General features: G+C 69.9%; 10 protein-coding genes. 6 read left to right on the top strand and 4 right to left on the bottom strand.

What is annotated here, in order from left to right; all coding sequences use genetic code 11:
• Positions 1-20: 20 nt before the first annotated feature.
• A complete protein-coding gene (locus GGG17_RS05375) occupies positions 21-677 on the bottom strand; it encodes a SipW-dependent-type signal peptide-containing protein (RefSeq protein WP_154592738.1) in 657 nt (218 codons plus the stop codon).
• An 80-nt stretch (positions 678-757) separates the two neighbouring features.
• On the bottom strand, positions 758-1303 hold the full coding sequence (locus GGG17_RS05370) for an alternate-type signal peptide domain-containing protein (RefSeq protein WP_154592737.1): 546 nt from the start codon (positions 1301-1303) through the stop codon (positions 758-760).
• Positions 1304-1694: 391 nt separating this feature from the next.
• Between GGG17_RS05370 and GGG17_RS05365 the strand changes: the two genes are divergently transcribed.
• Positions 1695-2495 (top strand): helix-turn-helix transcriptional regulator, encoded by an 801-nt coding sequence (locus GGG17_RS05365; protein ID WP_154592736.1) that lies wholly within the window; start codon positions 1695-1697, stop codon positions 2493-2495.
• Positions 2496-2499: 4 nt separating this feature from the next.
• Here the strand turns inward: GGG17_RS05365 and GGG17_RS05360 are convergent, their stop codons facing one another.
• Positions 2500-3897: an MFS transporter gene (locus GGG17_RS05360; protein ID WP_154592735.1), complete on the bottom strand. Its 1398-nt coding sequence runs from the start codon at positions 3895-3897 to the stop codon at positions 2500-2502.
• A gap of 97 nt (positions 3898-3994) precedes the next feature.
• Positions 3995-5359 (bottom strand): MFS transporter, encoded by a 1365-nt coding sequence (locus GGG17_RS05355; RefSeq protein WP_311966443.1) that lies wholly within the window; start codon positions 5357-5359, stop codon positions 3995-3997.
• Positions 5360-5632: 273 nt separating this feature from the next.
• On the opposite strand from GGG17_RS05355, the gene GGG17_RS05350 reads away from it, so the two are divergent.
• From GGG17_RS05350 to narI, 5 genes are all read left to right on the top strand, one after another.
• The gene (locus tag GGG17_RS05350; protein WP_154592734.1) at positions 5633-6463 is read left to right on the top strand and encodes a helix-turn-helix transcriptional regulator; all 831 of its coding nucleotides are present in this window, start codon (positions 5633-5635) and stop codon (positions 6461-6463) included.
• Complete coding sequence (locus tag GGG17_RS05345; RefSeq protein ID WP_154592733.1) at positions 6460-10197, top strand: nitrate reductase subunit alpha; 3738 nt, start codon at positions 6460-6462, stop codon at positions 10195-10197. Before GGG17_RS05350 ends, GGG17_RS05345 begins: the two co-directional genes overlap by 4 nt.
• 94 nt (positions 10198-10291) lie before the next feature.
• Positions 10292-12049, top strand: a complete 1758-nt coding sequence (narH, locus tag GGG17_RS05340) for a nitrate reductase subunit beta (RefSeq protein WP_154592732.1) — start codon at positions 10292-10294, stop codon at positions 12047-12049.
• Complete coding sequence (gene narJ / locus GGG17_RS05335; protein ID WP_288797741.1) at positions 12046-12789, top strand: nitrate reductase molybdenum cofactor assembly chaperone; 744 nt, start codon at positions 12046-12048, stop codon at positions 12787-12789. The genes narH and narJ overlap by 4 nt, the downstream gene beginning before the upstream one ends.
• The gene (gene narI / locus GGG17_RS05330) at positions 12786-13538 is read left to right on the top strand and encodes a respiratory nitrate reductase subunit gamma (RefSeq protein ID WP_154592731.1); all 753 of its coding nucleotides are present in this window, start codon (positions 12786-12788) and stop codon (positions 13536-13538) included. The genes narJ and narI overlap by 4 nt, the downstream gene beginning before the upstream one ends.
• The last annotated feature ends 43 nt before the right edge of the window (positions 13539-13581 follow it).

The raw sequence follows: 13581 nt of genomic DNA, 5'->3' as shown, positions 1-13581 counted from the left end.
TGCCTCCAGGGATCGGTGGATCAGTTCTGGGTGAGGGTGAAGGGCAGGTTGCGGGTGGACACCGACGTGCCGTTGAGCGTCGTGTTCCACCATCCGCTGCCGCCGGCCGGCTCGGTGCGGGCCGCGCCGGTGCTCGTCTCGCGCACCGTGTACTTCATGGTGGCGAGGTAGACCGCGCCGTTGTGGGCCGACGTGATCGCCCACTGGTTGGTGCCGGTGCTCGTGAGAGCGGGCGCGCCCCCGACGGGTGTCAGCGTCACGACGGAGCCGTTGTTGGCATTGACCTCGGAGACCAGGGTCGCCGTGCCGGTCAGGGCTGCCGGGGTGGTCGAGAGGGTGGCCTTGAGGTTGGTGCCCACGGCCTGGACCGTGATGGGCAGCGTGATCGTCACCTGGTCGCCGGGGGCGAACGGGTAGGTGTCCATCTGCCCCGTGATGTCGCTGGTGGTGCGGGTGACCTGCGAGATGTCGGTGGCCCCGGCGACGAAGTCGGTGTGGGCGACCTTGACGTTCAGGGCGCCGGGCGTGAGGCCCAGGTTGCCGGCGGAGATGGAGGCCTTGGTGAGGCCGTCGGTCTCGCTCCACGCGGCGAAGGTGCCGCCCCCACCCGCCAGCAGACCCACGGCGAGCAGGGCCGCGCCGGCGCCGGTGAGCGCGCGGGTGACGGGGGAGATCACGTGGGTCCTCCTCTCGAGAGTCTGCTGGGGTTGGGGGCGGCGGTCAGAGCCAGGTCTCGTAGGCGCTGGGGCCTACGCGATCACTGGACCTGGGTCAGCGAGAGCTTGATCGCGCTCAGGTCGAGCGAGGTGTTCTCGGCGTCGGTGCCGTTGGCGGCGGCGTACGGCAGCGTGATCGTCACGACGACGTCGTAGGTGCCGTTGGTGGCCGGGGTGAGCGGGTTGGCGATGGCGGTGCCGCCCTTGGAGATGGCGGTCGTCGTCGTGACGAAGTCCTTCATCGTGCCGGTCAGCGTGGAGTTGTCCAGCGCCAGGTTGGCCTTGAGGTTGGTGCCGACCAGGTCCGTGGTGACGGTGGTCTTGTAGGTGACGGTGTCGCCCGGGACCATCTTGAAGGTGGCCGGGTCGATCGTCTTGCCGGTCTGGTCGGTCCAGGCAGCGGTGCCGACGGTCCAGTTGAGGTGACCCGCGCTCACGGCGCCGGAGCCGATGGTGGTGTTCTCGTACCAGCTGGCGAAGGTGCCGCCGCCGCCGGCCAGGAGGGCGACGCCGAGGGCGCCGGCCACGAGGGCCTTCTTGGTGCGGTTGCTGCGGGCGGGGGCGGTGGTGATGGCGGTGCTGGTCATGGTCCTGGCTCGTCCTTCGTGGTGATGGGGTCCTGCTGGAGGGGTCCTGCCTGGGGCCTCGGTGGTCCTTGCCCCTACGTGAGGTGAAACCGCCGGAGGCTGCGATTGGTTACCCCTGATCGACGGATCGTCTCCAGATTCATCCTTGTGGATTAGTGATCATTGATGTTGTGTATGCGTCCGATTGATCGGCGCATGGGAGGTCACGGCAACCAAGTGGGCACAATCGGGCATCACGGCGTCACCGAGGTGCCGCAGGCTCGACGGATCGTGTGGGTCGGGCCTGCGTCGGGCTCCCGACGGCGCGGTCGAGTCCCGTGACAGCGGCTGGCACTACGCTGGTCGCTCACGGGCCGCCGGCCAGGCGGCCGCAGCAGGCTGGAGGCAGGTCATGCCCAAGGATCGCGACGCTCTCCTCTCGTCGGCGGTCCGTCGGTCCATCACCGACAAGGTGGCTGCCGAGCCCGACCACTGGACCGCGAGCCGGCTGGCGGAGGAGCTCGACCTGCACGTCACCACCGTGCGGTTCCACCTCGACCAGCTCGAGCAGGCGGGCGTCCTCGAGTCCGGCATCGAGCGGCGCGACCGCCCCGGTCGCCCCAGCAAGGTCTATCGCCGCCGCGCCGAGGCCGTGCCCGTCAACACGGCGGCCTACGTCGTCCTCGCAGACGTGCTCGCCGAGACCCTCGGCGGGGACGAGGGCGCCCGGGTCGAGGCCGCGACCCTCGCCGGCGAGGCCTGGTCCCGGCACCACCTCGACCACGTGACGCCGGAGGGCTCGCAGGGCGAGGTGCCCGTGCGTGAGCTCCTGGACGTCCTGGCGGGGTGGGGCTACCCGCGCGAGACGGTGACCGTCGAGGGCGACCCTGCCGGGCGGTGCCAGGCGACCTTGACCCACTGCCCGATGAAGGCGGCCGCGATCCGGCACCCCGACGTCGTCTGCGCCATACACCTCGGTCTGGTGCGGGGCTCCCTCGAGGGCCTCGGCGTGCAGGCCCCGGCCGTGCGGGTGACGCCCATGGTCGCCCCTGACGTGTGCACGGTCGAGATGAGCAGCGCGCTCCACGCCGGCGAGCAGGTCGTCGAGGGCCTGGACCTCACCCACGTGCGCCGGCCCCGACCGGACGCGACGGCTCCGGGCACGCCGGAGGGCCGGTCGACGAGCGACCGGCCCTCCGGGGCTGCGGGCTGAGCGATCAGCCGGGCTTGGGAGCCCCCTTGCGGGCGTAGCGCACCCACGTGATGGCCACGCACATGACGGCCCAGGCGACGCCGACCCAGTAGAAGAGGGTCGCGCCCATGACGCCGATGCCGAGGGCGAAGAAGAACGGCCCGAAGGCCGCGATCGCGGCGGTCCAGCCGATCACGCCGCCGGCCTGCCGCTTCTCGAAGATCATCGGCATCTGCTTGAAGGTCGAGGCGTTGCCGATCCCGGCGAAGAGGAAGATGAGGAACATCCCGACCAGGAACTGCCGGAAGTCACCCTGCAGCGCCGCCGCGGACGACGTGTCGGGCGTCAGCGCAGGGATCGTGTAGACGATGGAGGCGATGAGGCCGAGCCCGGAGACGAGGGTCCAGATCGCGCCGCCCATGCGGTCGGTCAGGGGGGAGAAGAGCACGCGCGCGCCCGCGCCGATCAACGGCCCCCAGAAGACCCAGCTCACGGGGTCGGGGACGGCGTAGCCGGGGACGAGGATCTTGGCGGCGGCGCCCGAGCCGGACACGATGGCGGCGTTGCCGGAGCCGTAGAGGTTGCCCATGAGGAGGCCGAACTGCGCGGACAGGCCCGAGAAGGTGCCGAAGGTCATGATGTAGATGAGCGTCATCCACCAGGTGTCCTGGTTGCCGAAGATGTCGAACTGCTGGCGGACGTTGGCCTTGACCGGCACGGACTTGAGCGCGGTCCACGCCCACGCCGCCCCGATGAGGATCAGCGGCAGCCACACGAACGCGGCGTTCTGGAACCACACCTCCTTGCTCGGCTTGCCCGGGACCTTCATGGCCTGCGAGCCGCCGAGGAAGCCGATCATCGAGAAGCCGATCAGCCACGGGGTGAGCAGCTGGACGAGCGAGACGCCGAAGTTGCCGATGCCGGCCTGCAGGCCCAGCGCCGTGCCCTGCATGCGCCGGGGGAAGAAGTAGGACGTGGACGGCATGAACCCGGAGAAGGCGCCACCGCCGATGCCGGCGAGGAAGGCGAGCACCATGAGCTCCCAGTAGGGGGCGGACGGGTTCTGCACGCGCACGCCCCACCCGAGGATGGGGAAGAAGAGGAGCAGCGTGGTCAGGGCGACCATCTTGCGGGTGCCCATGATGGGCGGCAGGACCATCCACGCGATGCGCAGCAGGCCGGCGGCGAGGCCGGGCATCGCCGACATCCAGTACAGCTCCTGCTTGGAGAAGCTGTAGCCGAGCGCGTTGAGCTTGGGGATGATGGCGCTCGGGAGGAACCACGCGACGAAGCACATGGTGAGCGTGAACGTGGTGATCCACAGGGTGCGCCAGGCGAGGGCCTTGTCCCAGGTCTGGTCGTTCTCCGGATCCCAGGACTGGAGCCACTCGCCCCCTTGGCGGGAGCTGGTCGCGGTGCTCATGGGTTGTCTACTCCAGGGTGCTGAGGGGGTGGGACGTCTCGACCGTATGGCGGGACGCGGGGTGCTGGGTGGTGTGGCGCGTGACGCGGGGTTCGGGTCAGGCGCGGGTGACGGCGGGCTCGGGGTGCGCCCGGTCGAACCGGTCCGCGAGGTGGGGGGACTCGCGGTGGAGCATCCGCACGATCGTGAGGTGCATCCAGATCAGGCAGACGGCGGTGAGCAGGAAGAGCACGAAGAAGGTGCTGGACGGGAAGCCCGACCAGGCCTTGCTGTAGGAGAACAGCGGCGGCAGGAAGAAGCCGCCGAGGCCGCCGAGCATGCCGACGAGGCCGCCCACGGAGCCGACGTTGTCGGGGAAGTACTCCGGGATGTGCTTGTAGACGGCGGCCTTGCCGACGCCCATGGCGCAGCCGAGGAGGAACACGACGATCGTGAACGGCACGATCGAGATGGCATAGGCCAGGTGCTCGGTCTGCTGCCCGTCCGGGTGGGACACGACGAGGTGGCCGTTGGGCATCATCAGCAGGCCGGTGGTCGCGAGCATGACCCAGAAGGTGCCGTACATCGCCTTGCGGGCGCCGAACCGGTCGGAGAACCAGCCGCCGACGGGCCGCAGCAGGGACGCGGGAAAGATGAACAGGGCGGTGAGCAGGCCCGCGGTGCCGAGGGAGACGCCGAAGGTGTCCATGTAGTAGTTGGGCAGCGTGCTCGAGAGGGCGACGTAGGCGCCGAACACCGAGACGTAGTAGAGGCTGAAGCGCCATACGCGCACCTGGCGCAGGGGGGCCAGCATCTCGCCGAGGGGCTTGCTGGCGCCGGGCATGCGGTCGCGGGAGGGCGTTCCGAACCACGTGACGGCGGCGAGGACCACGAGGAGCACGGCGTAGATGACCGGCACGAGGCGCCAGCCGCCCTGGACGACACCGAGGTAGGTCGCGCCGGCGGTGGTGGCGACCAGCGGGGGGCCGATGAACTTGGTGACGGAGGCGCCGACGTTGCCGGCGCCGAAGACGCCGAGCGCGAAGCCCTGGCGCCCGCGGGTGAACCACGCGGAGTTCCAGGCGATGCCGACGGAGAAGGAGTTGCCCGCGAAGCCGACGAGGAAGGCGAGCAGCAGGAGCAGGCCGTAGCTGTGCGCCTGCGAGACGAGGTAGGCCGGGACCGCGCTGGCCAGCAGCAGGACGGTCATGACCTTGCGACCGCCGATGCGGTCGGTGATCATCCCGGCGGGCAGGCGCCACAGCGAGCCGTTGAGGATCGCGGCGGCGAGGATCCAGGAGTACTGCTCCTCCGACAGGTGCAGCTCCGCCCGGATGGGCTTCTGCAGGATGCCGAACATCATCCACACCGCGAACATCACGGTGAAGGCGGTGGTCGACCAGGTCAGGACCCGGCCCGCACCCCGGGGTGAGACGGCCTCGGATGCCGTCGCCGCGGACGTGTCGGTGGCGGATGTGCTCACGACATGCTCCTTGAATTGAAAGGATCAGTTTGTATGGCGGGGAGGCTGCGTGCCGCGGCCGCCGCGAGTCGTCCGGCTCAGGCTCCTGCGAGGCATTGCGCGGACGACTTCACCAGCAATTTTGGCACAGGGGTTGGATATACAGGAGGGCACCCCCCCTCTGTCGGGGACGGGCTGCTCGGGCTATGCTGCAGTCGTCCTCCTCCTCCCGGCATCGTCCGGGCCGATTTTGGAGGATGCACGGTCCATGGGCAGCCGACCGCAGGAGGGGCGATGACGAGCGTGGCGCAGGAGCTCCGGTGGGGCCCGGAGGCCGACGGCCGCCCCAGCCTGTTGGCCCCGTCCATGCGGCGGCGGGTCATCGACGTGCTCGCGGCCGCGCCCCTGACCGTCCACGGTCGCCCCGGCCTTGCGGCGCAGGACGTCGCGACCCGCCTGGACATCCACGTGACGACGGCGCGCTTCCACCTGGACGTGCTGCTCGCCTCGCACGTGGTGGAGGCGCGGTCCGAGCGGCTCGGGGTCGTGGGGCGGCCGCGCAAGATCTATCACCTGGTCCCCGCGGGGGTGCGGCTGCACCCGACGCACCGTGAGCTGTCCGCGCTGGTCACCTCCTGCTGGGGGCTGCCGGAGCCGACCGGGTCCGCCACCATGTTCCCCGCCGCGCGCGCGTGGGCCCGCGAGCACGCGGATCTCGAGCCCCTCGCGTGGGCGCCCGCCGCGACGCCGGGGGAGTGGCTGGTCACGGTGGAGCGCCTCGTGCAGACCATGGCGGAGTGGGGCTTCCGGCATGGCATCTCGCTGGTCGAGGGCGGTCGCACCGTGGACCTCCAGCTGCGCGCCGCGCCCTTCCTCGCGATCGCGGCGCGGCACGCGCCCGTCCTCCACGCCTTTCGCCGCGGCCTGATCACCGGGGTCCTCGACCGGCTCGGCGAGCCCGAGGTCGACGTGGTGCTGACACCGCACGAGGACATCGCGGTCACCACGGCGCACCTCACGTCGCGCTCCCCCTTCCGCCATACGGTGGGGACTGGCCTCCCGGGGCCGGTCCTGCCCACCAGCACCACGACCCGACGACGCGCCAACCGCAGGAGAGACGCATGAGCACATCGACCACCCGCGGAGGTCGAGGCCCCTCCGGCATCGACACCCCCCTCGCCGAGGCCCTGGTGGGCACGCGGCGGTTCTTCACCAGGGGGGAGGTCAGCCCCGACCGGCGCACCCTGCACGAGATCGGTGGTCGACGGGCCGACGCGTTCTACCGCGACCGGTGGAGCCACGACAAGGTCGTCCGCTCCACCCACGGCGTCAACTGCACGGGATCGTGCTCGTGGAAGGTCTACGTCAAGGACGGGATCATCACCTGGGAGGCGCAGCAGACGGACTACCCGTCGACCGGCGGCGACCGCCCGGAGTACGAGCCCCGCGGCTGCCCCCGCGGCGCCGCCTTCTCCTGGTACACCTACAGCCCCACCCGGGTGCGCTACCCCTACGTCCGCGGCGTGCTGCTCGACCTGTACCGCCGGGCCAAGCAGGAGTACGGCGACCCCGTGCTCGCCTGGGCGTCGATCGTCCAGGACGAGGACAAGCGGCGCCGCTACCAGTCCGCCCGCGGCAAGGGTGGCCTCGTGCGCGCCAGCTGGGGCGAGGCGGCCGAGATGGTCGCCGCCGCCAACGTCTTCACCATCAAGCGGTGGGGTCCGGACCGCATCGCCGGCTTCTCGCCGATCCCCGCGATGTCGATGGTGTCCTATGCCTCCGGGGCCCGGTTCACCGAGCTCATCGGCGGCACCATGCTCTCCTTCTACGACTGGTATGCCGACCTGCCGGTCGCCTCTCCCCAGATGTTCGGCGACCAGACCGACGTCCCGGAGTCCGGTGACTGGTGGGACGCCGGCTACCTCATGATGTGGGGCTCCAACGTCCCGCTGACCCGCACCCCCGACGCGCACTGGATGACCGAGGCGCGTTACCGCGGCCAGAAGGTCGTGGTCGTGTCCCCGGACTACGCCGAGAACGTCAAGTTCGCCGACGAGTGGCTGGCGGCCCAGCCGGGCAGCGACGCGGCGCTCGCGATGGCGATGGGCCACGTGATCCTCAAGGAGTTCTTCGTCGACCAGCAGGTCGAGTTCTTCCAGGAGTACACCAAGACCTACACCGACCTGCCCTTCCTCGTCTGGCTCGACGTCCAGGAGGGGGCCGACGGCGAGCCGGTGGTCACGCCCGGCAAGTTCGCGGTGGCCGGTGACGTGCCCGGCGGCCCGGAGTCCGAGTCCGAGAACGCCATGTGGAAGCCCATGCTCGTCGACGAGCGCACCGACGAGGTCGTCGTGCCGCGCGGCTCGCTCGGCCACCGCTTCGGTGACGAGGGCCTGGGGCAGTGGAACCTCGACCTCGGCGACGTCACCCCCCGCCTGACCCTGCTGACCGACGGCGCCGAGACCGTCGAGGTCTCGCTGCCCCGGTTCGACGCGCTCGACGGGCAGGCGACGCTGCAGCGGCGCGGCGTCCCGGTGCGCCGCCTCGGCGACCGCTACGTCACGACCGTCTTCGACCTGATGCTCGCGCAGTACGGCGTCGCCCGCCCGGGCCTGATCGGCGAGTGGCCGACCGGCTACGAGGACGTCACCGGCGCCTACACCCCGGCGTGGCAGGAGGACATCACCGCCGTCCCCGCCGACAAGGTCGCCCGCATCGCGCGCGAGTTCGCGCAGAACGCCGTCGACACGCACGGCCGGTCGATGATCCTCATGGGCGCCGGCACCAACCACTGGTACCACTCGGACCTGATCTACCGCGCGATGCTGGTGCTCACCACGATCACCGGCTGCCAGGGCCGCAACGGCGGTGGCTGGGCGCACTACGTCGGCCAGGAGAAGGTCCGCCCGCTGACCGGCTTCCAGCACACGGCCTTCGCCCTGGACTGGCAGCGCCCGCCGCGGCACATGATCCAGACGGCCTACTGGTACCTCCACACCAGCCAGTACCGCTACGACACCTACACCGCCAACGACATCGGCGCCGGTCGCGGCGCCTTCCCCGGCAAGACGGTGGCCGACCTGGTCGCGCAGTCCGCGCGGCTCGGGTGGATGCCGAGCTACCCGACCTTCAACCGCTCCTCGATCGCGCTGCCGGACGAGGCGGCGGCGGCCGGGATGGAGGTCCCGGCCTACGTCGTCGACCAGCTCACCAAGGGTGAGCTCAGCTTTGCGGCCGAGGACCCCGAGGCCGAGGAGAACTGGCCGCGCGTGCTGATGATGTGGCGCGCCAACCTGTTCGGCAGCTCCGCCAAGGGTGACGAGTACTTCCTCAAGCACCTGCTCGGCACCGACCACGGCGTCAACGCCGAGGAGGCGCCGGTGGACAAGCGCCCGGCGGACGTCGCCTGGCCGGAGCGTGCCCCCGAGGGCAAGCTCGACATGCTGATGACCATCGACTTCCGCATGACGAGCTCGACCCTGCTGTCCGACGTCGTCCTGCCCGCGGCCACGTGGTACGAGAAGAACGACATCAACACCACGGACATGCACCCCTTCATCCACTCGTTCAACCCGGCGATCGCCCCGCCGTGGCAGAGCCGGTCGGACTGGGACGCCTTCGTCACCATCGCCAAGACCTTCAGCGAGCTCGCCGAGACCCACCTCGGCACCCGCAGGGACCTCGTCGCCAAGCCGTTGTGGCACGACACCCCGGAGTCGATGGCGACGGTGCACGGCCGGGTCCTGGACTGGAGGGCCGGCGAGTGCGAGCCCGTCCCGGGCAAGACCCTGCCGGTGCTGGCCGTGGTCGAGCGCGACTACACCAAGATCCACGACAAGATGACCTCGATCGGCCCGCTGCTGGACACGCTCGGCACGACCACCAAGGGCATCACCTACGACGTCAAGCGGGAGGTCGACTACCTGCGCCGCAAGAACGGCGTTGCGAGCCGCGGTGCGGGACAGGGCAACCCGCGCCTCACCACGGCCGTGGACGTCGCCGAGACGATCATGGCGCTGTCCGGCACGACCAACGGACACCTCGCCACCCAGGGCTTCAAGACCCTGGAGAAGCGCACCGGGCACCAGATGCACGACCTCGCGGCCGAGCACGAGGGCAAGCAGATCACGTATGCCGACACCGTGGCCGCCCCGGTCCCGGTCATCACCTCCCCGGAGTGGTCGGGCTCGGAGACCGGCGGCCGCCGCTACAGCCCGTTCACGATCAACGTGGAGCGGCTCAAGCCGTTCCACACGCTGACCGGGCGCCAGCAGTTCTACATCGACCACGACTGGCTGCAGCGGATGGGCGAGTCCCTGCCGACCTACCGCCCGCCGCTCAACATGACCCAGCTGTTCGGCGAGCGCCCGCTCGGCGAGGTGTCGGAGTCCGACGCGGGAGTCGCGGTGTCGGTCCGCTACCTGACCCCGCACAACAAGTGGTCCATCCACTCGGAGTACCAGGACAACCTGTTCATGCTGTCCCTGGGCCGCGGCGGCCAGTCGATCTGGATGTCCGACAAGGACGCCGCCAAGATCGGCGTCAGGGACAACGAGTGGGTCGAGGCGGTCAACCGCAACGGCGTCGTGGCGTCCCGCGTGATCGTGACGCACCGCATGCCCGAGGGCACGATCTACATGCCGCACGCCCAGGACCGCCTGATCGACGTGCCGCTCACCGAGCACAACGGCAGGCGGGGCGGCATCCACAACTCCATGACCCGGATCATGCTCAAGCCCAGCCACATCATCGGCGGCTATGCCCAGCTGTCCTACTTCTTCAACTACATCGGGCCCACCGGCAACAACCGCGACGAGGTCACGATCATCCGCAAGCGCTCGCAGAAGGTGGAGTACTGATGATCCCCACGAAGTTCTCCGCTCCTTCGTCGCTCCGATACTTCGCGGGGGCCCCGGCGGTCCTCACCTCCATCTCGAAGGAAGAGGTTCTCTGATGCGCGTGATGGCACAGATGGCCATGGTCATGAACCTCGACAAGTGCATCGGGTGCCACACCTGCTCGGTCACCTGCAAGCAGGCGTGGACCAACCGCGCGGGCACGGAGTACGTCTGGTTCAACAACGTCGAGACCCGGCCGGGGCTCGGCTACCCGCGGCGCTACGAGGACCAGGACGAGTGGCAGGGCGGCTGGGTGCTCGGACGCAACGGGCGACTCAAGCTGCGCGCCGGCGGGCGGTTCACCAAGCTGCTCAACATCTTCGTCAACCCCAAGATGCCGTCGATCCAGGACTACTACGAGCCCTGGACCTACGACTACGAGACGCTGCTCGACGCGCCCGCGCAGAAGCACTTCCCGGTCGCGCGGCCGCACTCGTTGATCAGCGGCAAGCCGATGAACATCTCCTGGTCGGCCAACTGGGACGACGACCTCGGCGGCTCGATGGAGACCATGAAGCAGGACGTGATGCTCAAGGGCATCGAGGACAAGGTCACGACCGACTTCGAGCAGACCTTCATGTTCTACCTCCCGCGCATCTGCGAGCACTGCCTCAACCCCTCCTGCGCCGCGTCCTGCCCCTCCGGCGCGATCTACAAGCGCGAGGAGGACGGCATCGTCCTCGTCGACCAGGAGCAGTGCCGCGGCTGGCGCATGTGCATCTCCGGATGCCCCTACAAGAAGGTCTACTTCAACCACAAGACCGGCAAGGCCGAGAAGTGCACCTTCTGCTTCCCTCGCATCGAGGTGGGCATCCCGACCGTGTGCTCGGAGACCTGCGTCGGGCGGCTGCGCTACATCGGGCTCGTGCTGTATGACGCGGACCGCGTCCTCGAGGCGGCGTCGGTCGAGGACGACCAGGACCTCTACGAGGCGCAGCGCTCGGTCTTCCTCGACCCCCGCGACCCTGCGGTGATCGCCGAGGCGGAGCGCGCCGGCATACCGGGGGACTGGATCACGGCCGCGCAGCGGTCCCCGGTCTATCGGCTGATCAACGACTACCAGGTCGCGCTGCCGCTGCACCCGGAGTACCGCACCATGCCGATGGTGTGGTACATCCCGCCGCTGTCGCCGGTCGTCGACGCGCTCGCCGGGTCGGGTCACGACGGCGAGGACAAGGACAACCTGTTCAACGCCATCGAGACGCTGCGCATCCCGATGGAGTACCTCGCCAACCTCTTCACCGCCGGTGACGTGGCGCCGGTGGACCGGGTGCTGCGCAAGCTCGCGGCCATGCGGTCCTACATGCGCGACATCAACCTCGGTCGCGACCCCGACGGGTCCATCCCCGCGGCCGTCGGCATGGAGGAGGAGGACATGTACGACATGTTCCGCCTGCTCGCCCTGGCGAAGTACGACGAGCGCTATGTCATCCCGACCGCGCACGCCGAGGAGGCCCACGCGCTCGAGGAGCTCGCCACCGAGTGCTCGGTGAGCGAGTACCAGACGGGCAACCAGGGCGCCTTCGGCGAGGGCTCGGGGGCGCTGACCCCCATCGCCGTCGAGAACTTCCAGATGTTGCAGGCGCGCCAGACCGCCGACACGCTCGTCGGCGGCGGCTCCAAGGCCGGGCGGGTCAACCTGCTCAACTGGGACGGCAAGGGCATGCCCGAGGGGCTGTTCCCCGGCGAGGGGCGGTCGCTCGGCGCCGGGGCCACCGAGGAGGCGCTGCGCGAGGGGGAGGGCATGCCGATGGGCGCCGACCCGAGCGCCTCGCGGGACCTCGGCGCGATCCCGCCCGAGGACATCCGGTGAGGCTCGCCCTGCGGCGCCGCAAGCAGGCGGCGCTGCCGGTCGGCACCGACGAGATGCGGGCCGCGTGGCAGTGCGCGTCGCTGCTGCTCGGCTACCCCGACGAGCAGCTGCTGGCCCACCTGCCGGTGCTGCGCGACACGAGTGCGCAGCTGCCGGAGGTGGTCGGCGAGCCGCTCGGCCGGCTCGTCGCGACCATCTCGGCGGCGGCCGACGCGGGTGAGCTGGACGTGCTGCAGAAGCGCTACGTCGACACCTTCGACTACACGCGACGCTGCGCGCCCTACCTGACCTACTTCGCGCACGGCGACACCCGCAAGCGCGGGATGGCGCTCGTGCAGTTCAAGCAGACCTACCGGCGGGCCGGGGTCGAGATCGGCGACGAGGAGCTGCCCGACCACCTGGCGGTGGTGCTGGAGTTCGGCGCGACCGTCGACCTCGAGGCCGCGCTCACGCTGGTGCTCGACCACCGCGCCGGGCTCGAGGTCCTGCGCCTCGCGCTGCTCGACCGCGACGTGCCGTGGGCCGACGTGCTCGTCGCCGTGTGCGCCACCCTGCCACCCCTGGACGGCGACGAGCAGACGGCCGTCGCGCGGCTGGTCGCGCAAGGGCCTCCGTCGGAGGACGTCGGGCTGGCGCCATACGAGATCGACCCCCGCCTCAACCCCCACCCGGCCACCGACCCATCACCCGAGGAGCTCGAGGCCGAGCTCCTGCAGCACTCGCAAGGAGGGCGCTCATGAACACCCTGCTCTGGGTGGTGTTCCCCTACATCTGCCTGACGATCTTCGTCGTCGGCCACTACTGGCGCTACAAGTACGACAAGTTCGGCTGGACGACGCGCTCCAGCCAGCTCTACGAGGACCGGCTGCTGCGCTGGGGCTCGCCGATGTTCCACTTCGGCATCCTCTTCGTCGTGATGGGTCACATCATGGGCCTGCTCGTGCCGAAGTCCTGGACCGAGGCCGTCGGGATCACGCAGTCGATCTACCACTTCCTCGCGGTGTCGGTCGGCCTGCTCGCGGGCTTCCTGACGCTGGCGGGCATCGCGATCCTGATCTACCGCCGCCGCACCACCGGGCCGGTGTTCTCCGCGACGACCCCGATGGACAAGGTCATGTACATCTTCCTCGTTGTCGTGATCCTGCTGGGCCTGGCCAACACCCTCGGCTGGCACGCCCCCGGCATCAACAACCTGGGCGGGCCCGCGGAGCACTACAACTACCGCGACGGCGTCTCGATCTGGTACCGCCAGTTCCTGACCTTCCACCCGGACGCGGACCTGATGGCGGCGGCGCCGCTCGGCTTCCAGCTGCACACGCTCGTCGCGTGCATCCTGTTCGCCCTGTGGCCGTTCACGCGGCTGGTGCACGTGTTCTCCGCGCCGCTCGGCTACCTGACCCGCCCCTACATCGTCTATCGCTCGCGCGACGTGCGGAGCGGTCGCGGGGTGGGCAACCGGGCCCCGGCCCGTGGGTGGGAGCGCGTCTGACCGCCTCGTCCCTGCCCCACGGATCGTGAGGGTGTGGTCCACC

The organism is Arsenicicoccus cauae, from assembly GCF_009707125.1.
In the GTDB taxonomy this organism is placed as follows: domain Bacteria; phylum Actinomycetota; class Actinomycetes; order Actinomycetales; family Dermatophilaceae; genus Arsenicicoccus; species Arsenicicoccus cauae.
This window is presented reverse-complemented; position numbering and strand designations above follow the sequence as displayed.